At 45.7% G+C, this 24,137-nt stretch carries 22 protein-coding genes and 1 pseudogene; 17 read left to right on the forward strand and 6 right to left on the reverse strand.

The genetic code is table 11. The features are described from left to right. Positions 1–5: 5 nt before the first annotated feature. On the reverse strand, positions 6–308 hold the full coding sequence (locus tag M1D65_RS01690; protein WP_010886398.1) for an ArsR/SmtB family transcription factor: 303 nt from the start codon (positions 306–308) through the stop codon (positions 6–8). Between the two features lie 289 nt (positions 309–597). On the opposite strand from M1D65_RS01690, the gene opuAA reads away from it, so the two are divergent. From opuAA to opuAC, 3 genes are read left to right on the forward strand one after another with little or no spacing between them, the layout of a single operon-like run. Next, the gene (gene opuAA / locus M1D65_RS01695) at positions 598–1,854 is read left to right on the forward strand and encodes a glycine/proline betaine ABC transporter ATP-binding protein OpuAA (protein ID WP_003246301.1); all 1,257 of its coding nucleotides are present in this window, start codon (positions 598–600) and stop codon (positions 1,852–1,854) included. 1 nt (position 1,855) lies between these two features. Continuing rightward, a complete protein-coding gene (gene opuAB, locus M1D65_RS01700) occupies positions 1,856–2,704 on the forward strand; it encodes a glycine/proline betaine ABC transporter permease subunit OpuAB (protein ID WP_003234703.1) in 849 nt (282 codons plus the stop codon). Continuing rightward, positions 2,704–3,585 carry a glycine/proline betaine ABC transporter substrate-binding protein OpuAC gene (opuAC, locus tag M1D65_RS01705; RefSeq protein ID WP_003246462.1) on the forward strand — a complete coding sequence of 294 codons (882 nt, stop codon included), beginning with the start codon at positions 2,704–2,706 and terminating at the stop codon, positions 3,583–3,585. The genes opuAB and opuAC overlap by 1 nt, the downstream gene beginning before the upstream one ends. A gap of 38 nt (positions 3,586–3,623) precedes the next feature. Here opuAC and M1D65_RS01710 read toward each other — a convergent pair whose 3' ends face one another. Then, on the reverse strand, positions 3,624–4,775 hold the full coding sequence (locus tag M1D65_RS01710; RefSeq protein ID WP_456270742.1) for a M20 peptidase aminoacylase family protein: 1,152 nt from the start codon (positions 4,773–4,775) through the stop codon (positions 3,624–3,626). A gap of 148 nt (positions 4,776–4,923) precedes the next feature. Here M1D65_RS01710 and M1D65_RS01715 point away from each other — a divergent pair, with 148 nt between their 5' ends. From M1D65_RS01715 to M1D65_RS01735, 5 genes and pseudogenes are all read left to right on the forward strand, one after another. Then, complete coding sequence (locus M1D65_RS01715; protein WP_119898978.1) at positions 4,924–6,357, forward strand: YfcC family protein; 1,434 nt, start codon at positions 4,924–4,926, stop codon at positions 6,355–6,357. A 115-nt stretch (positions 6,358–6,472) separates the two neighbouring features. Then, positions 6,473–7,074, forward strand: a pseudogene (locus M1D65_RS01720) (DUF6773 family protein). Between the two features lie 148 nt (positions 7,075–7,222). After that, on the forward strand, positions 7,223–9,202 hold the full coding sequence (gene amyE, locus M1D65_RS01725) for an alpha-amylase (RefSeq protein ID WP_038828525.1): 1,980 nt from the start codon (positions 7,223–7,225) through the stop codon (positions 9,200–9,202). Between the two features lie 176 nt (positions 9,203–9,378). Continuing rightward, complete coding sequence (locus M1D65_RS01730; protein ID WP_014478761.1) at positions 9,379–10,344, forward strand: L-lactate dehydrogenase; 966 nt, start codon at positions 9,379–9,381, stop codon at positions 10,342–10,344. A 31-nt stretch (positions 10,345–10,375) separates the two neighbouring features. After that, positions 10,376–12,001, forward strand: coding sequence for an L-lactate permease (locus tag M1D65_RS01735; RefSeq protein WP_032724877.1), 1,626 nt, complete (start codon positions 10,376–10,378; stop codon positions 11,999–12,001). 43 nt (positions 12,002–12,044) lie between these two features. Here M1D65_RS01735 and bmr3 read toward each other — a convergent pair whose 3' ends face one another. Continuing rightward, a complete protein-coding gene (gene bmr3, locus M1D65_RS01740; RefSeq protein ID WP_032724880.1) occupies positions 12,045–13,583 on the reverse strand; it encodes a multidrug efflux MFS transporter Bmr3 in 1,539 nt (512 codons plus the stop codon). Between the two features lie 112 nt (positions 13,584–13,695). On the opposite strand from bmr3, the gene M1D65_RS01745 reads away from it, so the two are divergent. From M1D65_RS01745 to M1D65_RS01755, 3 genes are all read left to right on the forward strand, one after another. Next, positions 13,696–14,160 carry a MarR family transcriptional regulator gene (locus M1D65_RS01745; RefSeq protein WP_014475735.1) on the forward strand — a complete coding sequence of 155 codons (465 nt, stop codon included), beginning with the start codon at positions 13,696–13,698 and terminating at the stop codon, positions 14,158–14,160. 73 nt (positions 14,161–14,233) lie between these two features. Then, complete coding sequence (locus M1D65_RS01750; protein WP_003246469.1) at positions 14,234–14,863, forward strand: LysE family translocator; 630 nt, start codon at positions 14,234–14,236, stop codon at positions 14,861–14,863. 71 nt (positions 14,864–14,934) lie between these two features. Further along, entirely contained in the window at positions 14,935–15,693 is a 759-nt protein-coding gene (locus M1D65_RS01755) for a YqcI/YcgG family protein (RefSeq protein WP_124073434.1), read from the forward strand. Position 15,694: 1 nt separating this feature from the next. On the opposite strand, the gene M1D65_RS01760 is transcribed toward M1D65_RS01755, so the two are convergent. Further along, positions 15,695–17,035 (reverse strand): amino acid permease, encoded by a 1,341-nt coding sequence (locus M1D65_RS01760; protein ID WP_021481846.1) that lies wholly within the window; start codon positions 17,033–17,035, stop codon positions 15,695–15,697. Between the two features lie 129 nt (positions 17,036–17,164). Between M1D65_RS01760 and M1D65_RS01765 the strand changes: the two genes are divergently transcribed. Continuing rightward, positions 17,165–17,761: a DUF1989 domain-containing protein gene (locus M1D65_RS01765; protein WP_456270743.1), complete on the forward strand. Its 597-nt coding sequence runs from the start codon at positions 17,165–17,167 to the stop codon at positions 17,759–17,761. A 129-nt stretch (positions 17,762–17,890) separates the two neighbouring features. After that, entirely contained in the window at positions 17,891–18,709 is an 819-nt protein-coding gene (gene nadE / locus M1D65_RS01770; protein WP_003246440.1) for an ammonia-dependent NAD(+) synthetase, read from the forward strand. Positions 18,710–18,758: 49 nt separating this feature from the next. Here the strand turns inward: nadE and tmrB are convergent, their stop codons facing one another. Continuing rightward, on the reverse strand, positions 18,759–19,352 hold the full coding sequence (gene tmrB, locus M1D65_RS01775; protein ID WP_038828516.1) for a tunicamycin resistance ATP-binding TmrB: 594 nt from the start codon (positions 19,350–19,352) through the stop codon (positions 18,759–18,761). A 277-nt stretch (positions 19,353–19,629) separates the two neighbouring features. Here tmrB and M1D65_RS01780 point away from each other — a divergent pair, with 277 nt between their 5' ends. Then, on the forward strand, positions 19,630–20,190 hold the full coding sequence (locus tag M1D65_RS01780) for a shikimate kinase (protein ID WP_003246473.1): 561 nt from the start codon (positions 19,630–19,632) through the stop codon (positions 20,188–20,190). Positions 20,191–20,217: 27 nt separating this feature from the next. Here M1D65_RS01780 and M1D65_RS01785 read toward each other — a convergent pair whose 3' ends face one another. Beyond that, positions 20,218–20,979, reverse strand: coding sequence for a class I SAM-dependent methyltransferase (locus tag M1D65_RS01785; RefSeq protein WP_021481844.1), 762 nt, complete (start codon positions 20,977–20,979; stop codon positions 20,218–20,220). A 117-nt stretch (positions 20,980–21,096) separates the two neighbouring features. On the opposite strand from M1D65_RS01785, the gene M1D65_RS01790 reads away from it, so the two are divergent. The 3 genes from M1D65_RS01790 (at position 21,097) to M1D65_RS01800 (ending at position 23,967) form a co-directional block, all read left to right on the forward strand. Continuing rightward, positions 21,097–22,071, forward strand: a complete 975-nt coding sequence (locus M1D65_RS01790) for a LysR family transcriptional regulator (RefSeq protein ID WP_021481843.1) — start codon at positions 21,097–21,099, stop codon at positions 22,069–22,071. A gap of 71 nt (positions 22,072–22,142) precedes the next feature. Next, positions 22,143–23,099, forward strand: coding sequence for a cephalosporin C deacetylase (gene cah / locus M1D65_RS01795; RefSeq protein ID WP_021481842.1), 957 nt, complete (start codon positions 22,143–22,145; stop codon positions 23,097–23,099). An 85-nt stretch (positions 23,100–23,184) separates the two neighbouring features. Beyond that, entirely contained in the window at positions 23,185–23,967 is a 783-nt protein-coding gene (locus M1D65_RS01800) for a nucleotidyltransferase domain-containing protein (RefSeq protein ID WP_456270744.1), read from the forward strand. Positions 23,968–24,137: the final 170 nt, after the last annotated feature.

The raw sequence follows: 24,137 nt of genomic DNA on the forward strand, positions 1-24,137 counted from the left end.
CTTTGTTAGAGGGTTTCCAAAAAGCCAGGCAGGTAAGTTTGAAATGTGTCTTCACGCAGACTGACGTATTTTGTCCGCGAATCTTTCCGGGTTGCCGTCAATCCCGCTTCACGCAGCGTTTTAAAATGATAAGATGCCGTGGTTTTGACAATATTGCACTTTTCACCTACTTCACCGCAGCTGAGTTCTTTTCCGCTGACATAAAGCGTACGAATAATGGCAAGCCTTGATTCATCAGACAGTGCTTTAAAAATTTGCGCTCTGATTTGATCATCTGATTGTTTCATAGTCATGAAACTATAATACATAATGGGTGTTGGAAAAGCAACTTATTTTTCCAGTAAAGGAGCAGGAAGTCATAAGAGGAAGGAGGAATTCAATTCCAATAAAAGCGTTTTCAAATAAAGATAGGAGAAAAATCACCCGTAAAATACAATCATATAGGAGGATTACAGAGCATTTAGAAGCATAAATAAGATCATGTGGTCACATGGATGTTTATAAAGAAATGGTACAGAATAAAAGAGAATATGCTGTTTGTGTGGGAAGTTACATAAATGTTACGGTAATAAAGATTGCTTAATATGGAGGGAAAATATGAGTGTAGATGAGAAACCAATTAAGATAAAAGTCGAGAAAGTCTCTAAGATTTTTGGGAAACAAACAAAGAAGGCAGTTCAAATGCTTGCCAACGGAAAGACAAAAAAAGAGATCCTGAAAGCAACCGGATCAACCGTTGGTGTTAATCAGGCAGATTTTGAAGTATATGATGGTGAGATATTTGTCATCATGGGTCTATCAGGGAGCGGTAAATCAACTTTAGTACGGATGTTAAACCGGCTTATTGAACCGACTGCCGGAAATATTTACATTGATGGTGACATGATAACAAATATGTCTAAAGACCAGCTCCGGGAAGTCCGCCGGAAGAAAATCAGCATGGTCTTCCAAAAGTTCGCTCTGTTCCCGCACAGAACGATACTTGAAAACACAGAATACGGACTGGAACTTCAAGGTGTAGACAAACAAGAGCGGCAGCAAAAAGCGCTTGAGTCTCTTAAGCTCGTTGGACTGGAAGGATTTGAACACCAATATCCAGACCAGCTTTCCGGCGGGATGCAGCAGCGTGTCGGCCTTGCCCGCGCGTTGACAAATGATCCGGACATCCTTCTGATGGACGAAGCGTTCAGTGCGCTCGATCCACTGATTCGTAAAGATATGCAGGATGAGCTTCTTGATCTTCACGATAATGTCGGAAAAACAATTATCTTTATTACGCATGACTTGGACGAAGCGTTGCGGATCGGCGACAGGATTGTCCTAATGAAGGACGGCAACATCGTTCAAATCGGCACGCCTGAAGAAATCCTGATGAATCCATCTAACGAATATGTTGAGAAATTCGTCGAAGATGTTGATTTGTCTAAAGTCCTCACAGCAGGCCACATTATGAAACGCGCTGAAACAGTGCGGATTGATAAAGGGCCTCGCGTAGCATTGACACTGATGAAAAACCTTGGAATTTCTTCAATTTATGCAGTGGATAAACAAAAGAAATTGTTAGGTGTTATCTATGCGTCTGATGCGAAAAAAGCGGCTGAGTCTGATTTGTCACTTCAAGACATCTTGAATACAGAATTTACGACTGTACCAGAGAATACGTATCTGACTGAGATTTTTGACGTTGTGTCCGATGCGAATATTCCAATTGCGGTTGTGGATGAGAAGCAAAGAATGAAAGGAATTGTCGTAAGAGGCGCGCTGATTGGCGCACTTGCCGGCAATAACGAGTATATCAATGCTGAAGGCACTAACGAACAAACACAAGATCCTTCTGCACAGGAGGTGAAATAAGATGGATAGACTGCCTAGAATACCTTTAGCAGATATTATTGACCGTTTTGTTGACTGGATTACGATGACGTTTGGCGGATTCTTCGACGGAATCGCTAACGGATTGGCCGCTTTTGTAAATGGAATTGTCACCGGTCTTGGATTTATTCCATCTATTTTGTTAACGATTATTTTCGCCGCACTTGCGTGGTGGATCAGTACAAGGGGAATTGCGTTATTTACGTTGATTGGATTCCTCCTGATCGATTATTTAGGATATTGGGACCCAATGCTGCAAACATTGGCGCTTGTTTTGACATCTGTGATTATTTCGATTGTGGTCGGGGTTCCGATCGGAATTTGGGCGTCTCAGAAAGAAACGGTTCGCCGTATTGTAACGCCAATTCTTGATTTAATGCAGACAATGCCTGCTTTCGTATATCTATTGCCGGCGATTTTCTTCTTTAACATCGGTGTTGTGCCGGGTGTTGTTGCATCTGTTATCTTCGCGATGCCGCCGACAATCCGCATGACTGTTCTCGGTATTAAACAAGTGCCGGCGGATTTGATTGAAGCGACTGAGGCATTCGGTTCTACAACAGCTCAGCGTTTGTTTAAAGTTCAGCTTCCGCTTGCGACAAAAACGATTTTGGCCGGAATTAACCAGAGCATCATGCTTGCGTTATCAATGGTTGTTATCGCCGCAATGGTCGGTGCACCGGGACTTGGTTCTGAAGTATACAGTGCCGTTACACAGCTGAAAACCGGGGTCGGAGTAGAGGCCGGTATCGCCATCGTTATCGTTGCCATTACCCTGGACCGTATTACTCAAAATATTAAAGTGAAGAAGAAAAGCAGGGGGAATGCCTGATGCTTAAAAAAATCATCGGCATCGGCGTTTCCGCCATGCTGGCGCTCTCACTTGCGGCTTGCGGTTCAGAAAACGATGAAAATGCATCCGCAGCAGAACAAGTGAATAAGACCATCATCGGGATTGACCCCGGTTCAGGGATTATGTCCCTGACTGACAAAGCGATGAAGGATTATGACCTGAATGACTGGACATTGATTTCAGCGTCAAGTGCTGCGATGACCGCTACGCTTAAAAAGTCATACGACCGTAAGAAACCGATTATCATTACAGGATGGACACCGCACTGGATGTTCTCCAGATATAAGCTGAAATATCTCGATGATCCGAAACAATCTTATGGCAGCGCAGAGGAAATCCATACGATCACACGCAAAGGCTTCAGCAAAGAGCAGCCGAATGCCGCAAAGCTTCTGAGCCAGTTTAAATGGACGCAGGACGAAATGGGCGAAATCATGATCAAGGTGGAAGAAGGCGAGAAACCTGCCAAAGTTGCTGCTGAGTACGTCAATAAACACAAGGATCAGATTGCCGAATGGACAAAAGGCGTTCAAAAGGTGAAGGGAGACAAAATCAACCTCGCCTATGTGGCGTGGGACAGTGAGATTGCAAGTACAAACGTCATAGGCAAAGTCTTAGAAGACTTGGGCTATGAGGTAACACTTACTCAGGTAGAGGCTGGGCCGATGTGGACTGCAATTGCGACGGGAAGTGCGGATGCATCCCTTTCCGCATGGCTGCCGAATACCCATAAAGCATACGCCGCTAAATATAAAGGCAAATATGATGATATTGGCACCAGTATGACTGGTGTGAAGATGGGGCTTGTTGTTCCTCAATATATGAAAAATGTCAACTCAATTGAAGATTTGAAGAAGTAATGAAAAAAGCAGCCTGGCTACAGGCTGCTTTTTTTGCGTTAAGAAGCGTTAGCGGCAGCAAGTGATTCCGCCTTCTGAAATGTTTTGAGCACGGCGTTCGCTAAAATATGAATGCCGGTAAACATCGCGTTTCTGTCAAAGGTCATGTGCGGATGATGGAGCCCCGGCTGGAGCCCGCAGCCTAGTCCGAGCATCGTTGTTTTCAGATTCGGCACCTTCACGGCGTAAAAATGGAAATCCTCTCCGCCGTTGGTGACAAGCGGGTCATCAAGCCGCTCAGCCCCGATGATATCTGTAATGGCTTCTGCCATGATCGCTTCAGCTTCTTTGTTTTGTGTTGCCGCAGGAAGGCTGTGTTCTTTTTGCAGCTCGATTTTGGCGCTGAATGCGGCGGCGGCCGCTTCACAGGCTCTTTCTGTTTCGGCGATTAACGCCTCCATGGCTTCATTGGTCTGTGCGCGCAAATCAAGGCTGAACGATGCTTTTCCTGGAATGATGTTAGAGCTTTCACCGCCGGCTTGAAGTTTTGTCATTTTGACGGTATGCGGGATTTGCGGGTCAATATGAATGAGTCCGAGCTTATGTACAAGAAATGCCGCAATTTCAATGCTGTTTTTCCCGAGGTGCGGACGGGCGCCATGAGCCTCTTCCCCGATGATCGTTCCCTCAATGTGCTGGCTTGATCCGTGCAGAATAGACGGAGCGCAGCGGCCGTTCTGTGTTTCCTGAATCGGACGGACGTGAACGCCATACAAATAGTCGATATCATCAAGCACGCCTTCTTCTATCATTTTCAAGGCGCCGCCGCCTTTTTCTTCTGCCGGCTGAAAGATAAAACGGATTGTGCCCTTCGGAAGCTCAGGTTGTTTTTTGAGCAGCATTAACGTGCCCAATGCCATTGTCATATGTGAATCGTGTCCGCAGGAATGGTTGGCGCGAAATGTGCCGTTAACCTCCTGCCACAGCGCGTCAATATCAGCGCGTACCGCTACAACAGGTGAGCCTGAGCCGATTTCACCGACAACCCCGGTGCAGTCTGAAAACGTGCGCGTCCGGCACCCTAAATCCTCAAGCTTTTGTTTCAAAAATGAAGTTGTCTCATATTCCTTCCAGCTGACTTCAGGGTTCGCGTGCAGATGCTCGAAGATGTCCATAATGGTTTGTTTCATGTCTTCTGAAAGCTTTTGCATGGTTAGAAATACCTCCTTCTATCAGAATGAATTTTTACCTTCTTTACTTTATTTATATTGAAACAGGAAGATAGGCTGTATATAATATAGCACATATTGCAACTTTTCAGAATAATGAATATATTCAAACAGAGGGGATGGATCGAACATGAGTATGCCAGCAGCCGAAACTCAGCCTAAGAAAAAACGAACGACATTTAAAATGCCTGACGCCTATGTCCTCTTATTTATCATTGCTTTCATTTGCGCCGTTGCTTCATATGTTGTGCCGGCGGGAGAATTTGACCGCGTAACAAAGGGAGATATTACGACTGCGGTGCCGGGAAGCTATCATTCAATTGAACAGTCTCCGGTCAGCTTGATCAGCTTTTTTACTTCTCTACAGGATGGAATGGTTGGATCAGCGCCCATCATCTTTCTGATTTTATTCACAGGCGGCACCATTGCCATTTTAGAAAAAACGGGAGCCATCAACGGACTGATTTACAATGTCATCAGCAAGTTCCGCACAAAGCAATTATTATTTATTTGTATTGTCGGCGCATTGTTCTCCATTCTCGGAACAACCGGGATTGTCGTGAATTCAGTTATCGGTTTTATCCCCATCGGCCTCATTGTGGCACGATCCTTAAAATGGGACGCAGTCGCGGGAGCCGCTGTTATATACATCGGCTGCTACGCTGGATTTAACTCCACCATATTATCACCGTCACCGCTCGGTTTATCACAATCAATCGCGGAGCTCCCTCTTTTCTCAGGAATCGGCCTGCGAGTTGTGATATACATATGCTTTTTGCTGTCTTCTATTATTTATATCTATTTGTATACGAGAAAATTAAAAAAATCAAAAGATGCCAGTGTGTTAGGAACAGATTGGTTCCCTGCGGCAGGAATGGGCGAAGCCGGTAAAGAAGAAGATCAGTCAGTGCCGTTTACCGTTCGCCATAAGCTGATTTTGGCTGTGGCGGGACTCTCACTTGTCGGATTTTTATACGGCGCTTTGAAGCTTGGCTGGTCAGATTCCCAAATGGCTGCGACATTTATTTTTATTTCTGTCCTTGCCGGTTTAATAGGCGGACTTGCGGCGAACGATATTGCCAAAACCTTCATTACGGGCTGCCAAAGTCTTGTATACGGGGCGCTGATTGTCGGGATGGCACGAAGCATTTCCGTTATCCTTGAAAATGGAAAGCTTCTCGATACTGTCGTCAATGCTTTGGCTTCACTTTTGGACGGATTCAGCCCGATTGCCGGGGCAATCGGCATGTATATCGCCAGTGCGCTGCTTCATTTTCTCATCTCTTCAGGTTCTGGCGAAGCCGTTGTATTTATTCCAATCCTAGCGCCGCTCGCTGATTTGATGGGAATCACGAGACAGGTTGCGGTTGAGGCGGTTATGCTTGGAGAAGGGGTCGTCAACTGTGTGAACCCGACATCCGGCGTTCTCATGGCGGTGCTTGCCGCCAGCGGTATTCCGTATGTCAAGTGGCTGCGGTTTATGGTGCCGCTTGCTCTGATTTGGTTCTTGATCGGGCTTGTCTTTATCGTGATCGGCGTCATGATCAATTGGGGGCCGTTTTAACGATTGCTGCCCGCCGGCTTGTACGGCGGGCTTTTGAGTTATTCATTGCAGAAGCGCAGGCTGTTATTGTAACATGTAAGCCATAAGCCATTCGTAAAAGTGCGGGAGGAAGGTCATGAATAATCTGCGTAATAGACTTTCAGGCGTGAATGGGAAAAATAAGAGAGTAAAAGAAAAAGAACAAAAAATCTGGTCGGAGATTGGGATGATAGCGGGAGCATTTGCGCTGCTTGATGTGATCATCCGCGGCATTATGTTTGAATTTCCGTTTAAAGAATGGGCTGCAAGCCTTGTGTTTTTGTTCATCATTATCTTATATTACTGCATCAGGGCTGCGGCATCCGGAATGCTCATGCCGAGAATAGACACCAAAGAAGAACTGCAAAAACGGGTGAAGCAGCAGCGAATAGAATCAATTGCGGTCGCCTTTGCGGTAGTGGTGCTTACGATGTACGACAGGGGGATTCCCCATACATTCTTCGCTTGGCTGAAAATGATTCTTCTTTTTATCGTCTGCGGCGGCGTTCTGTTTCTGCTTCGGTATGTGATTGTGAAGCTGGCTTACAGAAGAGCTGTAAAAGAAGAAGTAAAAAAGAAATCATCTTGAAAAATAGATGGTTTCTTTTTTTTGTTTGGAAAGCGAGGGAAGCGTTCACAGTTTCGGGCAGCTTTTTTATAGGAACATTGATTTGTATTCACTCTGCCAAGTTGTTTTGATAGAGTGATTGTGATAATTTAAAATGTAAGCGTTAACAAAATTATCCAGTCTTCACATCAGTTTGAAAGGAGGAAGCGGAAGAATGAAGTAAGAGGGATTTTTGACTCCGAAGTAAGTCTTCAAAAAATCAAATAAGGAGTGTCAAGAATGTTTGCAAAACGATTCAAAACCTCTTTACTGCCGTTATTCGCTGGATTTTTATTGCTGTTTCATTTGGTTCTGGCAGGACCGGCGGCTGCGAGTGCTGAAACGGCGAACAAATCGAATGAGCTGACAGCACCGTCGATCAAAAGCGGAACCATTCTTCATGCTTGGAATTGGTCGTTCAATACGTTAAAACACAATATGAAGGATATTCATGATGCAGGATATACAGCGATTCAGACGTCTCCGATTAACCAAGTCAAGGAAGGGAACCAAGGAAATAAAAGCATGTCGAACTGGTACTGGCTCTATCAGCCGACATCGTACCAAATTGGCAACCGTTACTTAGGAACTGAACAAGAATTTAAAGAAATGTGTGCAGCCGCTGAAGAATATGGCATAAAGGTCATTGTTGACGCTGTCATCAATCATACCACCAGTGACTATGCCGCGATTTCCAATGAGATTAAGAGTATTCCAAACTGGACACATGGAAACACACAAATTAAAAACTGGTCGGATCGATGGGATGTCACGCAGAATTCATTGCTCGGGCTGTATGACTGGAATACACAAAATACACAAGTACAGTCCTATTTGAAACGGTTCTTAGAAAGAGCATTGAATGACGGGGCAGATGGATTTCGATTTGATGCCGCCAAACATATAGAGCTTCCGGATGATGGCAGTTACGGCAGTCAATTTTGGCCGAATATCACAAATACATCTGCAGAGTTCCAATACGGAGAAATCCTGCAGGATAGTGCCTCCAGAGATGCTTCATATGCGAATTATATGAATGTGACAGCGTCTAACTATGGGCATTCCATAAGGTCCGCTTTAAAGAATCGTAATCTGGGCGTGTCGAATATCTCCCACTATGCATCTGATGTGTCTGCGGACAAGCTAGTGACATGGGTAGAGTCGCATGATACGTATGCCAATGATGATGAAGAGTCGACATGGATGAGCGATGATGATATCCGTTTAGGCTGGGCGGTGATAGCTTCTCGTTCAGGCAGTACGCCTCTTTTCTTTTCCAGACCTGAGGGAGGCGGAAATGGTGTGAGATTCCCGGGGAAAAGCCAAATAGGCGATCGCGGGAGTGCTTTATTTGAAGATCAGGCTATCACTGCGGTCAATAGATTTCACAATGTGATGGCTGGACAGCCTGAGGAGCTCTCGAACCCAAATGGAAACAACCAGATATTTATGAATCAGCGCGGCTCACATGGCGTTGTGCTGGCAAATGCAGGTTCATCCTCTGTTTCTATCAATACGCCAACAAAATTGCCTGATGGCAGGTATGACAATAAAGCTGGGGCAGGTTCATTTCAAGTGAATGATGGTAAACTGACAGGCACGATCAATGCCAGGTCTGTGGCTGTGCTTTATCCTGATGATATTGCAAAAGCGCCTCATGTTTTCCTTGAGAATTACAAAACAGGTGTAACACATTCTTTCAATGATCAACTGACGATTACCTTGCGTGCAGATGCGAATACAACAAAAGCCGTTTATCAAATCAATAATGGACCAGAGACGGCGTTTAAGGATGGAGATCAATTCACAATCGGAAAAGGAGATCCATTTGGCAAAACATACACCATCATGTTAAAAGGAACGAACAGTGATGGTGTAACGAGGACCGAGGAATACAGTTTTGTTAAAAGAGATCCAGCTTCGGCCAAAACCATCGGCTATCAAAATCCGAATCATTGGAGCCAGGTAAATGCTTATATCTATAAACATGATGGGAGCCGGGCAATTGAATTGACCGGATCTTGGCCTGGAAAACCAATGACTAAAAATGCAGATGGAATTTACACGCTGACGCTGCCTGCGGACACGGATACAACCAACGCCAAAGTGATTTTTAATAATGGCAGCGCCCAAGTGCCCGGTCAGAATCAGCCTGGCTTTGATTACGTGCAAAATGGTTTATATAATGACTCGGGCTTAAGCGGTTCTCTTCCTCATTGAGGGCAATGCTAGACGGGACTTACCGAAAGAAACCATCAATGATGGTTTCTTTTTTGTTCATAAATCAGACAAAACTTTTCTCTTGCAAAAGTTTGTGAAGTATTGCACAATATAAATGTGAAATACTTCACAAATAAAAAGACATCAAAGAGAAACATACCCTGGAAGGATGATTAATGATGAACAAACATGTAAATAAAGTAGCTTTAATCGGAGCGGGTTTTGTTGGAAGCAGTTATGCATTTGCGTTAATTAACCAAGGGATCACAGATGAGCTTGTGGTCATTGATGTAAATAAAGAAAAAGCAATGGGCGATGTGATGGATTTAAACCACGGAAAGGCGTTTGCGCCACAACCGGTCAAAACATCTTACGGAACATATGAAGACTGCAAGGATGCTGATATTGTCTGCATTTGCGCCGGAGCAAACCAAAAACCTGGTGAGACACGCCTTGAATTAGTAGAAAAGAACTTGAAGATTTTCAAAGGCATCGTTAGTGAAGTCATGGCGAGCGGATTTGACGGTATTTTCTTAATCGCGACAAATCCGGTTGATATCCTGACTTACGCAACATGGAAATTCAGCGGCCTGCCAAAAGAGCGGGTGATCGGAAGCGGCACAACACTAGATTCTGCGAGATTCCGTTTCATGCTGAGCGAATACTTTGGCGCAGCGCCTCAAAACGTGCACGCACATATTATCGGAGAGCACGGCGACACAGAGCTTCCTGTTTGGAGCCATGCGAATGTCGGCGGTGTGCCGGTCAGTGAACTCGTTGAGAAAAACGATGCGTACAAACAAGAGGAGCTGGACCAAATTGTAGATGATGTGAAAAACGCAGCTTACCATATCATTGAGAAAAAAGGCGCGACTTATTATGGGGTTGCGATGAGTCTTGCTCGCATTACAAAAGCCATTCTTCATAATGAAAACAGCATATTAACTGTCAGCACATATTTGGACGGGCAATACGGTGCAGATGACGTGTACATCGGTGTGCCGGCTGTCGTGAACCGCGGAGGGATCGCGGGTATCACTGAGCTGAACTTAAATGAGAAAGAAAAAGAACAGTTCCTTCACAGCGCCGGCGTCCTTAAAAACATTTTAAAACCTCATTTTGCAGAACAAAAAGTCAACTAACCGCAACTTTAGAGTAAAGGGCTGATTGTCAATGTGGGAGCAGTTGTATGATCCGTTTGGAAACGAGTATGTGAGCGCACTTGTGGCGCTCACTCCGATTCTCTTTTTTCTTTTGGCTTTAACTGTTTTGAAAATGAAAGGCATTCTTGCGGCATTTCTTACCCTAGCCGTCAGTTTCTTCGTCTCCGTTTGGGCATTTCATATGCCGGTTGAAAAAGCGATTTCTTCTGTTTTGTTAGGAATCGGGAGCGGGCTGTGGCCTATTGGCTACATCGTCCTGATGGCGGTGTGGCTGTATAAAATCGCAGTGAAAACCGGGAAATTTACCATTATTCGGTCCAGCATTGCCGGCATTTCGCCTGACCAACGATTACAGCTATTATTAATTGGTTTTTGTTTTAATGCGTTTTTAGAAGGCGCGGCTGGTTTTGGTGTTCCGATTGCGATTAGTGCGGCGCTGCTCGTCGAACTTGGTTTTAAACCGTTGAAAGCGGCGGCGCTCTGCTTGATTGCAAACGCCGCCTCCGGAGCCTTTGGGGCGATTGGGATTCCTGTCATCACAGGGGCGCAGATTGGTGATTTGTCTGCTCTTGAGCTGTCACGGACATTAATGTGGACACTGCCGATGATCTCATTTTTAATACCATTCCTGCTTGTATTCTTATTAGACCGAATGAAAGGAATCAAACAGACATGGCCCGCTCTTCTGGTTGTGAGCGGTGGGTATACAGCGGTTCAGACACTGACAATGGCGGTGCTCGGGCCGGAATTAGCAAACATTTTGGCGGCCTTATTCAGCATGGGCGGGCTTGCCCTCTTCCTCCGCAAATGGCAGCCGAAAGAGATTTACCGCGAGGAAGGGGCCGGCGATGCTGGTGAGAAAAAGGCATACCGTGCCGTTGACATTGCGAAAGCGTGGTCTCCTTTCTACATTTTAACTGCGGCGATCACCATCTGGAGCCTTCCAGCCTTCAAAGCGCTTTTCCAAGAAGGCGGGCTGTTATATCAATCAACGCTCCTGTTCAAAATGCCTTTTCTGCATCAGCAAATTATGAAAATGCCGCCGATTGCGCCATCTGCCATGCCGTTAGATGCAGTCTTTAAAGTTGATCTGCTGTCAGCGACTGGTACAGCGATTTTAGCGGCGGTCATCGTGACAGGGCTGTTCAGCAAAAAGTTCTCCTCCCGGGATGCCTTTGCTTCCCTGAAGGAGACAGGAAAAGAGCTGTGGGTGCCGATTATGACGATCTGCTTCGTGATGGGGTTTGCCAATCTGGCCAACTTCGCAGGGCTCAGCTCTTCAATTGGGTTAGCATTGGCGAAAACAGGAGACCTGTTCCCGTTTGTCAGTCCTGTTCTTGGCTGGATTGGCGTGTTCATCACCGGTTCTGTTGTCAGCAATAATGCTTTGTTCGGCCATTTGCAGGTTGTCACCGGAGCGCAAATCGGTGCGGGTTCAGACTTGCTGTTAGCCGCAAATACGGCGGGCGGTGTCATGGCGAAACTTGTTTCTCCTCAATCTATCGCCATCGCTGCCGCAGCGGTAGGCCAAACAGGCAAGGAATCTAAACTGTTTAAAAGGACAGTGGCGTACAGCCTGATTCTGTTATTGATCATTTGTATATGGACGTTTATTCTTGCAAGATTTGGAGTGTAATATAAAAAAGCAGTACATGCCCAGCATGTACTGCTTTTTTATGTTAATTTGCTTTCTTTGTCATTTCGGCTGTTGTTTTCACTCTGGCTTTTCCCATAAATAAAATGGTAACCGCCGCGAGGACAATTGGAATCAAAGCGAGCAAAAAGACATACGTGATACTTGATGACATCGCGTCAATAATGCGATTCAGGATCGCATCAGGAATCTGGGAACGTGTTCCCGCTTGGAATATCTCCTGCGGGTCGCCTATATTTTGCGCAGCGCCTGATCCCGCTGAGCCTTTCATCCCGCTGAAGGCGTCGGTCAGCTTGTTCGTGAATACGTTTGTTTGCACCGTTCCGAAAATGGTGACGCCTAAGGTCATGCCAAATGATCGCAAAAATGAATTTGTAGAGTTTGCCGTTCCCCGAAAGCGAGGTTCAAGATCATTCATCGATGCCGCCGGCAGCAGGGAGAAGTTAAAGCCTACACCAAAGCCTGAAATCATCATAAAGACTGTCAGCCATACCCTTGCTGTGTCAGGCGTCATATTGGAAAGAAGCAGCATACCGATAAAGAAAGCTATAACAGATATCAGCATCAAATTGCGGAAGCTTGCCTTCGTTTGGAAGATTCCGCCGATCATGCTTCCGATGACTGATCCAATCATCATCGGCGTCAGAATGAAGCCCGCGCTTGTCGCCGAGCTGCCGTAGACCGCCTGAACGAAAATCGGAATAAATACCGCTAAAATAATAAATGTTCCGCCATACAAAAAAGCGAGAATCTGCGCTGTGGCAAACAAGCGGTTCTTAAACATCCAGAAAGAAATAATCGGCTCTTCTGCTTTTCTCTCCACAATAAAAAAGGCAATGAAGAAAACGGCGAATACAATAAACAGCCCGATGATCTGAATGGAGTTCCAATCGTATGTTTTGCCGCCAAGCTCAAGGGCGAACATCAGGCATACAATGGATACGACTAAGGTAATCGCGCCGCCCCAGTCTATTTTCTGCTTTCTGTGCTCCAGAGATTCTTTGTAGTAGCGAATAATGAAAAACAATGACAATGCGCCGATCGGCACATTGATGTAAAACACCCAGTGCCAGCTGATCGAATCTGTAATGATCGCGCCTAAGAGCGGACCAAGAACACTTGATAATCCAAATACAGCACCGAACATGCCGGACATTTTTCCGCGTTTTTCCGGCGGAAACAAATCAAAGATAATGGTAAAGGCAATCGGCAGGAGCGCGCCGCCTCCGATCCCTTGAATGGCCCGGAAGATGATCAGCTGATTCATCGTCTGGGCAATCCCGCATAAAGCCGAACCGATTAAGAAAAAAATAAGTCCAAACAGGAAAAAACGTTTTCGGCCGTACATATCGGAAAGCTTGCCGTAAATCGGCATGCCAGCCATAACCGCCACCATATAGGATGCCGTCACCCAGGCAAATTTATCGAAGCTTCCAAGATCGGCTACGATATTGCCCATCGCGGTGGCAACAATCGTATTGTCCATTGCAGACATCAAGATGCCCAGCAGGAGACCGAGGACCACAAATTTGGTGGAAGCCTGTTTTGCTGTTGTTGTGTCCATTTGTTCTACCTCCTCTTACTTTTCTATGTAAGTTCTGATATCATGATAATAGTTTGATCGTTGAATATCTCGATTATCAAGATAAACTCGATTTTATAGGGAGGACTGTCAGTTGTCAACAAGAAATTCCAGAAGTGAGTTGGAAAAGACTGCTGTTCAGCTTTTTCGAAAACTGGGCACAAGAACGGTTCTGTTCCATCAGGCAGCCGCTCAAGCTCTCGGTCTGTTTCCTACCGATTTGAAATCAGCTGACATTTTAAATGAAGCAGGGCCGATGACGGCCGGAGAGCTGGGAAAAAAAACCGGCCTCAGCACGGGTTCCGTCACGGCGCTTGTTGACCGGCTGGAAAAAGCGGGGTATGTGGCTCGTGAAAAGGACCCGAACGATCGCAGGAGAGTCGTAATCGTCCCTTTGACTGCTTCGAAAAAACATATAAAGGATTTGTTCCGTCCTTTGTCTGAGTCGACGATGGAGTTGTGCCGCGAATATACGGAAGAGGAGCTGGAACTCATTTTTAGTTTTGTAGGCAAAGCCGCCGATATTATGGAGGAAGAGCTTGAACGTCTGAAACAGTAAGTGAATTTGTGCATAGCTTGGCCCGTTCCCGAATAAATTGTACAAGTTACATAAGAGAAGGGAGTACGGGCCGGTGAACATTTTTTTGAGCTATATTGTGCTGGGACTGTCCTTGTCTGCGCCTGTGGGGCCAGTGAATGCGGCGCAAATAGACAAAGGAATTAAAAACGGTTTTTGGCATGCATGGATTTTCGGTTTAGGCGCCATGACAGCGGATGGGCTGTACATGCTTTTTATCTATTTCGGGTTGTCGCAGTTCTTGACCGCTCCATTTGTGAAAACGTTTTTGTGGCTGTTCGGCTTTTTTGTCCTGACCTATACCGGAATTGAAACGCTGAAAAACGTCAGAGAACCGATGGATGTGCGAAGCTCGCGGGGGAAACCGTCATACAGGAAAACATTCGCATCGGGTTTTCTCATTTCATTGTCAAACCCATTGAGCATCCTTTTTTGGCTTGGAATTTACGGAAGCATTCTTGCGAAAACAGCAGAGGCCTACAATATGAATCAGCTTCTAATCTATAGCTCCGGCATCATGATCGGCATTTTAATCTGGGATTTCTGCATGGCTATCACAGCCAGTACGTTCAGAAACCTGCTTCATGAAAAGCTATTGAGAGGATTGACTGGAATCGCCGGTGTATCCCTCCTTGTGTTTGGCTTTTACTTTGGTTATCAGGGCATCAAACAGTTATTGGGCTGATTCATGAAGGACAGTCACCTGCCGCTTCCAGTTTTAATATAGTATCCAGATGATACTGGAGGTGGATCAAGGTGAATGGGATTTACACCAAAAGTTTTCTGGAACGTATTCAGGAAGAGCTTCCTGAATGGCAAAGAATCGCTTTTGAGCTGCTGGCAGAAACTCTGGCGGACGACGCGGATACGTTTCCGTGCATTCCCGGACGCCAGGCGTTTCTGACTGATCAGCTTCGGATTGCTTTTGCCGGAGATCCGCGGGAAAACCGTACAGCGGAGGAACTGGCTCCGTTGCTTGCGGAGTACGGCAAGATATCGCGGGACACGGGAAAATACGCATCCCTCGTTGTGTTGTTTGATACACCGGAAGATTTGGCGGAGCATTATTCGATTGAAGCGTATGAAGAGCTGTTTTGGCGCTTTTTAAATAGACTGAGTCATCAAGACGAAAAAGAATGGCCGGAAGACATTCCGGCCGATCCTGAGCATTATAAATGGGAGTTTTGTTTTGACGGCGAGCCGTATTTCATTCTGTGCGCTACACCGGGGCACGAGGCAAGAAGAAGCCGGAGCTTTCCTTTTTTTATGATCACGTTTCAGCCAAGGTGGGTGTTTGATGACCTAAATGGATCTACTGCATTTGGCCGTAACATGAGCAGGCTGATCCGATCTCGTTTAGAGGCCTATGATCAGGCTCCGATTCACCCGCAATTAGGCTGGTACGGAGGAAAAGATAATCGTGAATGGAAGCAGTATTTCCTCCGTGATGACGAAAAACAGGTATCGAAGTGCCCGTTTTCTTATTTAAAGAACATGTTCAACAAAATGAAATAAATCAAGGACTGGCAGGGCGATCTTTATGACCCTGCTTTTTTTGATAGATCATGGTAACGATGGCGATAATCACGAGAAAACCTATGCTGACGAAAAAACCGGGCCGGCTTGATTTTTCAAACAATGTACCGGACACAGCTGCAGCAATCAGAACCATCGCTAAATAAATTTGCGTTTTTCCCATGCCCTCGGGATCAGTCAGCTTTTTGCTGGAGAACAGGATAAACAGCCAAGTGTATAAAAGCATAAGCCCCGCAGCTGTTGTCATATGCTCATAAATGTTTTTAGGCAGCACTAACGACAGAATAATGGAGAGGACAAGCCCCGCAAACGTCAGCCCAAGTGCCGGCCAGCATATTTTTTTGCCTTCCTTTAGAGTAAAGCATTTCGGCGCGTCGCCGTCATCAGCCATTGTACAAAGCAATGTCGTAACCGCAAATAGCGAAGCGACAAGAGTCGAGAACCCTGCGATGATGAAAATTCCGTTAAATATATCAAGGATGATCTCAAGGTTATATCCTTTTAATGACGTAATGAACGGACTGTCCTGTTCAGTAAACGCGTGTAACGGAACCAAAAGCAGAGCAAGCCCGATTGAAATGATATAAATAATCGCCAGCGTCGCCAGCATCAGTTTCCCTGATTTTGACGCTTCCTCAGGTTTTTTTAAGTGAACCGCCATCAGCCCCATGACCTCAATTCCGCCAAAAGCGTAAAACGCGTAGATTAAACCTGTCCACAGCCCCATGGCGCCGTATGGGAAAAACTCACTCGTCTTATTTGGAACATGTATGCCATGATTTCCGCCGGACAGGATACCGCATAAAGCCAGGATGGCAATGACAATAAACATAAAAATAGCAGCTGTTTTAATGACTGCCAGCACGTTTTCTGTTTTTTCAAAGACGGACAGGCCGGTGAAAATAATAAGGAGCCCCAGTACTGCGTAGATTGAGGCAAACACCCATAGCGGCACTTGAGGAAACCAATGCTTCGTAAAGAGCGAAATGGCTGTCAGCTGGCTTCCGGTAATCAGCATTTCTGATGACCAGTACACCCAGCCGTTGCTGAAGCCTGCCCATTTGCCGAATGCTTTTCGGGCATACGCACAAAACGAACCTTTTTCCGGCTGCTTCGCCGACAGCTTGGCGAGCTGTTCAAAGACAAAATACGTACCGATCCCTGCGATCAGAAATGAAAGGAGAACGGAAAAACCGCTTTTTACAATTGCGATGCTGGAACCGAGAAAGAAGCCTGTTCCAATCGTGCAGCCGACTCCGATCAGTGACAGCTGCCACCAAGCCAGATTCCCTTTTGGCTGGTCTTTTTTTGTTTGGCTCATTATTTATTCAACCCCTTTTATCTAAGGTTAGATTGTGATCTGTCCGAAGCTTATATACATCGGATTTTTGCCTCTTTTTACATGGAGAAGGAAGCGGACGCTCATACTAATGAAAAAAGGAGCAAACCAATGACACAGCAATATATTGTGGAGCCGAAAAAAGGGCTAGGGCTGAAGCTGAAAAAGGGGCAGATTTTAAAGGTGGTTGATGTAGAAGGGCAGCAGGTGGCTGATTTTGTCGCATACCATGCCAAGGATTTTTATGAACACCTTGATCAGGGAGCGACGATAGACGCCAATCACTCCATTTATGTGAAGGTCAACGACCATCTCTACTCCAACCTGTATAAGCCGATGTTAACCCTGATTGAAGATACGGTCGGCAAGCATGATCTGCTGCTGCCCGCCTGCCGTCCTGATATGAACAGGCTCTTATATGGGAAGCAAAAGGATGAGTTTCAGGATACGTGCTATGACAATATGAACCGTGCGCTTGAGCAGTTTGGCGTACCGAAGCCTCACATGCATTACCCATTTGCGATTTTTATGAATACTGTCCTTGATGAGAAAGGGAATCTGTCTGTGGAAACGCCGCTTTCGAATGCCGGAGATTATGTAAGGCTCAGAGCGGAGATGGATTTAATTGTCGCGTTTTCTTCCTGCCCGATTGAAAAAGGGAAATGCAATGGCGACAGTGTGACATCCATACGGGTTGAAGTCAGCTGATCTCTCTTGTTCACTGTGAATGAAGACCTGTGCTATATTTAATAGGGATACATAACAGTCATGATTCATTTTCATTGATTTGGGGAAATGATCAGTAACAAGGGAAAATGTACAGGAGGAATGATTGGGATGAGCATGCAGGAAAAGATTATGCGTGAGTTACATGTGAAGCCCTCAATTGATCCAAAGCAAGAAATTGAGGACCGAGTCAATTTTTTAAAACAATATGTAAAGAAAACTGGTGCTAAAGGCTTTGTATTGGGAATCAGCGGCGGCCAGGATTCAACACTTGCGGGAAGACTCGCTCAGCTTGCGGTGGAGAGCATTCGCGAGGAGGGCGGAGACGCTCAATTTATCGCGGTCCGTCTTCCGCATGGCACACAGCAGGATGAAGACGATGCCCAGCTTGCTTTGAAGTTTATTAAGCCGGATAAATCATGGAAGTTTGATATTAAATCAACAGTCAGCGCTTTTTCTGATCAGTATCAGCAGGAAACAGGCGATCAGCTGACTGACTTTAATAAAGGAAACGTAAAAGCAAGAACAAGAATGATCGCGCAATACGCGATCGGCGGCCAGGAAGGCCTTCTTGTGTTAGGAACAGACCATGCTGCTGAAGCAGTGACTGGTTTCTTTACGAAGTACGGTGACGGCGGAGCAGACCTCCTGCCGCTGACAGGCTTGACGAAGCGCCAGGGAAGAACCCTGCTGAAAGAGCTGGGTGCACCGGAACGCTTATACTTAAAAGAGCCGACTGCCGATCTGCTCGACGAAAAACCGCAGCAGTCGGATGAAACAGAGCTTGGCATTTCCTACGACGAGATTGACGATTATCTCGAAGGAAAAGAAGTATCAGCGAAAGTATCAGAAGCGCTGGAAAAACGCTACAGCATGACTGAACATAAACGCCAGGTTCCGGCGTCTATGTTTGATGACTGGTGGAAATAAGTTGAAGAAAGCCCGCTCTCGGAGCGGGCTTTTGTCGTGTACAGGAGCTTTATTTGATGCGGATATGATTCAGCTTTACCATTAATCTGTCGGTGAACCTTCGGAGGCTGCCTCTCGTATCAGGATCTAATGGGAGTTCGGCTCTCGCGGCAATGTTCTCTGCCACATCCTGAATCGACAGGTTGTCTGTTTGAATGTGGTCCTCAAAAATGGGTGATGATAAACCTTCAACGCAGCGGTCAATTTGTTTGGCGGCCCATGAGTTTTTTCCTTCTGCTCTGGTGCGCAGCCTTTTTAACAAGGTTTCCTTTGAAGCCATTAGTGTAAAGTGGTGAACGATCCTGCCTTCCTGTCTGAGCCTGCCGATGATCTCATTGAAGTATTCAGGATGTACAATCGTCATAGGCACAATAATGATGCCGCGGTATGTATCTGTCAGAGAAGCTAGCAAACTGTAATTGAACGCCCGCCATAAAGGATAGCTTTGAAAATCGTCCTTTGCGATCTCCTGCGGCACCATGGAGCGCAGCGCAAAACCCAATTTCTCGGGATCATACACGTAAGATGGGTTCAGCCTTCTGTGCAGTTCGAAGGCTGTTTGTGTTTTTCCGGAACCGAATGCCCCGTTTATCCAAATGATCATCGCCATTTATCCCTTCCTATTTATCATACAGAAAAAGACCCTTCCATCGAAGAGTCAGCTGGAAAAACAATAAAGGCGGAAGGTTTTAATGCTTTTTTGCGTCGAAGTATTAAAATACCTGGGGAAATGTTGTACAATGAATGTCATTCAGGCAAAAATGGCTAAACAACAAAGCGCACTATAAGCTTGACCGGTAAAGCCGGTATCTATATAAATATTCGCTAAATAAGCATATAATGAATATAAAATTTCATTCCTTAGGAGGATTTCGCCGAAGATGAACGCTAAACGAGCCATCCCAGTAAGAGAAAGAAATATCGTCCTGATCGGATTCATGGGTGTAGGAAAAACAACAATCGGCCAATTGGTCGCTAAAAAATTATATAGAGATTTTATTGATATTGACCAGCAGATCGAAAAGGATTTCAATATGTCAATTCCTGAGATATTTGAGAAAAAGGGAGAAGACTTTTTCCGGAAAACGGAGAAGGAATATATTTTAGACATCTGCCATCATAAACGATTCAAAATCGTATCTCTGGGCGGGGGATCTTTTAAACAAGAAGAAATCAGGAATTGCTGTCTGGAAAACTGTCTCGTGCTTCATCTGGACCTGTCATGGGAGAACTGGAAGCAGCGCGCGGATTTATTGATCGAAAGCCGCCCTGTACTGCATAACCGTTCAATGGATGAAATGGAACAGCTGTTTAACGAAAGAAAAGTCATTTATGACAAGCACAATTCAAAAGTGGCAACAGACAACCTTTCCCCGGAAGAGGTTGCCGATTACATTGTTGAGACATTAAAAATTGGCTGGGATCTTTATCAGCCGATGTAAAAAGCCGTGCGCAGCGCACGGCTTTTTTTATCGTTTTATCCCTTGTATCAAAATCGCTTTTAAACAAAAGGAGATGGGCTGTCCGTTTTGGTTCAATGTAATACAGAACGTGTCGCGTGCTTCGTCTGATGCGTGATTCAAGTGGGTAATGATTTGTTTTTCTCGGTCAGCGGGGGTTCCGCCTCGTTTGATCCAGCTATCGTATTGAATCGGCAAATTCCACTTTTGGATGTCTTGATAGGCCAGTTGATTGGCGCTGAACATCGCCTGCCATTCTGATAATGAGCTTTCACGAACATGGGAAGGGTCTCGAAGCCGGTTCAAATGATTGACAAACTCATCAAGAACGGGATCTTCAGGCGCGTAATGATCAACTAAGAGAAAACGTCCGTCCTGTTTTAGTACGCGTGCAACCTCTCTGACAGCTTTGCGGACATCTGAAAAATGGTGGGCTGCGTATCGGCAGGTGATGATGTCAAATGAATCGTCGGGGAAGGGGAGTGACTCTGCCGTTCCTTGCTGAAAGCGTACGTTTTCAGCTCCTTTTTCTTGCGCGAAGGAGGACGCAACCTCAACCATCTCTTTCGTCGCATCAACACCGATGCACTCCTGTACATAAGGAGAAAATGCCAGGGCCGTATGGCCGGCGCCCGCTCCGATATCCAGCACCCGATGCTCTGCCCGGCATTCCGCTGTTTTGATCATCAACCCCAAATCTTCCCCCTCGGCAAATACCTTTTCATCCCGATACATCTCGGCGTTTTTAGAAAACGGTGTTTCATTTGTCATTTGAACCAGCTCCTTCTTTTCGTAAATGATGATATGGATTATGTTAGCAATTTCTGTTATGATTCGTCCAAGATATAAAAATGATGAAAACGATAGGTTCAACCTATGGAGGCTGAAATGGATATTAAAGTGATGGAATATGCAGCGGAAATTGCCCGGCGCCAAAGCTTTACAAAGGCGGCGGAACATCTTCATATCGCACAGCCGTCTCTCAGCCAGCAAATCAAAAAGCTTGAGGCTGAGCTGGGGCTTACCCTTTTTCACAGATCTCATGGCTCTGTTACACTGACACCCCACGGCAGGCGTTTCATTGAAAAAGCCGAGGACATCATTCGTTCCAGAGATGATTTGCTTCGGGAAATGCAGGAGCGATCACAGGGAATCGGTCATAAATTATCCATCGGGATTCCTGCTGTAACAGGGAGATATCTCTTTCCTCCGCTGCTGAAGCAGTTTTTGGCGCGCTATCCTCATGTGGAGGTTCAGCTTGTTGAAAAAGATCCGGTTTCATTAGAGGAGATGACGGCAAAGGGAGAAGTTGACCTTTCTGTTTTATCCTTGCCGATCGAGGATGAACGGCTCTCCATTATACCCTTGCTCACGGAACCGATTGTTCTCGCGGTGCCGAAGGAAAAACAAAGGTGGATGCCGCCGGAAATGGTCGCGCTGATTGAGAAAGCGCTGGAAGAAGATGAGGGACACCAGCCGTGTGTGCCGCTTGACATGGTAAGGAACGTGCCATTTATTCTGTTAAAAGAAGGCTTCGGCTTTCGCAGGACAGTTCTCGATCTCTGTGCGGAAAGCGGCTTTAAGCCGAATGCCGCCTTTAAGACAAGCCATATTGAAACCGCCCAATCTCTTGTGGCTAACGGATTAGGTGTGACAATGGCGCCGAATATGGTCAGAAGGGATAAAGATCCGGGTGTGATCTATTTATCGATTCAATCCGCGCCATCACGAACCCTCGTCTTCGTCTTTTTAAAGAACCGCTATGTCAGTCTGACCGCCCGGGCCTTTATGGAACTAAGCCGGGAAAGTCTTAAACAAACGTTTGATGAAGGCTGTCTGGGAAACAAAGATGAAAATATTTAGAAAACAAAGCCGAAACGTGGTAGTATAGGAATACAAACTATATCTTATAAAACAAAGGGGAATAATCGGAAATGCAACTATTCGATCTGCCGCTCGACCAATTGCAAACATATAAGCCTGAAAAAACAGCACCGAAAGATTTTTCTGAGTTTTGGAAATTGTCTTTGGAGGAACTTGCAAAAGTCCAAGCAGAACCTGATTTACAGCCGGTTGACTATCCTGCTGACGGAGTAAAAGTGTACCGTCTCACATATAAAAGCTTCGAAAACGCCCGCATTACCGGATGGTACGCGGTGCCTGACAAGGAAGGCCCGCATCCGGCGATCGTGAAATATCATGGCTACAATGCAAGCTATGATGGTGAGATTCATGAAATGGTAAACTGGGCACTCCATGGCTACGCCGCATTCGGCATGCTTGTCCGCGGCCAGCAGAGCAGCGAGGATACGAGTATTTCACCGCACGGTCACGCTTTGGGCTGGATGACGAAAGGAATTCTGGATGAAGATACATACTATTACCGCGGTGTTTATTTGGACGCCGTCCGCGCGCTTGAGGTCATCAGCAGCTTCGACGAGGTTGATGAAACAAGGATCGGTGTGACAGGAGGAAGCCAAGGCGGAGGTTTAACCATTGCCGCAGCAGCGCTGTCAGACATTCCAAAAGCCGCGGTTGCCGATTATCCTTATTTAAGCAACTTCGAACGGGCCATTGATGTGGCGCTTGAACAGCCGTACCTTGAAATCAATTCCTTCTTCAGAAGAAATGGCAGCCCGGAAACAGAAGTGCAGGCGATGAAGACACTTTCATATTTCGATATTATGAATCTCGCTGACCGAGTGAAGGTGCCTGTCCTGATGTCAATCGGCCTGATTGACAAGGTCACGCCGCCGTCCACCGTGTTTGCCGCCTACAATCATTTGGAAACAGAGAAAGAGCTGAAGGTGTACCGCTACTTCGGACATGAGTATATCCCTGCTTTTCAAACGGAAAAACTTGCTTTTTTTAAGCAGCATCTTAAAGGCTGATAAATGTGAAAAGCCGCCGCGCATATCATCAGGCGGTTTTTTTCTGCAAACTGCCGGAATGAGAACAGACTGGAGACGAATAGATATGAAACAAAGAATCATTGATGAATTAAAACGGATCGAGCAGTCATACGGAGTTAAAATCGTGTATGCCGTCGAGTCAGGAAGCCGCGCATGGGGATTTCCCTCGCAGGATAGTGATTACGACGTCCGCTTTATTTATGTGCCGAAAAAGGAGTGGTATTTTTCAATTGAGCAGGAGCGTGATGTCATTGAGGAACCGATTCACGATTTGCTGGATATCAGCGGCTGGGAGCTGAGAAAAACGCTTCGGCTTTTCAAAAAGTCAAACCCTCCGCTCCTCGAATGGCTGTCCTCAGACATTGTGTATTATGAAGCATTTACGACCGCAGAGCAGTTAAGAAAACTGCGGACGGAGGCATTTAAGCCTGAAGTAAGCGTGTATCACTATATCAATATGGCGAGAAGGAACGTCAAGGATTATCTACAAGGACAAGAGGTCAAAATTAAAAAGTACTTCTACGTTCTTCGGCCTATTTTGGCCTGCCAATGGATTGAAAAGCACGGAACCATTCCGCCAATGGACTTTACTGTTTTGATGAATGAACTTGTTGCTGAACCCGAACTGAAGGCTGAAATGGAAACCTTGCTTGAACGGAAAAGAAGAGGGGAAGAGCTTGACCTCGAAGCAAGAATCGATGTTATTCACCAATTCATTGAAACGGAAATCGAAAGAATCATGGAAGCGGCAAAAGAACTGAAGGCAGAGAAAAAAGATATGACACCTGAGTTGAACCGTTTGCTTTTGAATACGGTTGAAGAAGTGTGGAAGGATGGAGGAAGCTGATGTTTTTTGTCGCTTCCTTTTCTGCTTTATTCGACAGAATCCCCCCCGACTTTCTAACTATCTGATTGTGGCAAATCCACAAAAATAATCAGAATCTTTGTATTTTGAGAATATTGTGAACGCCTGTTTTGTCCATTTACAATAAACTCATACAAATACTTCTTAGATTG

The sequence above is a fragment of the Bacillus sp. JZ39 genome, from assembly GCF_053903145.1.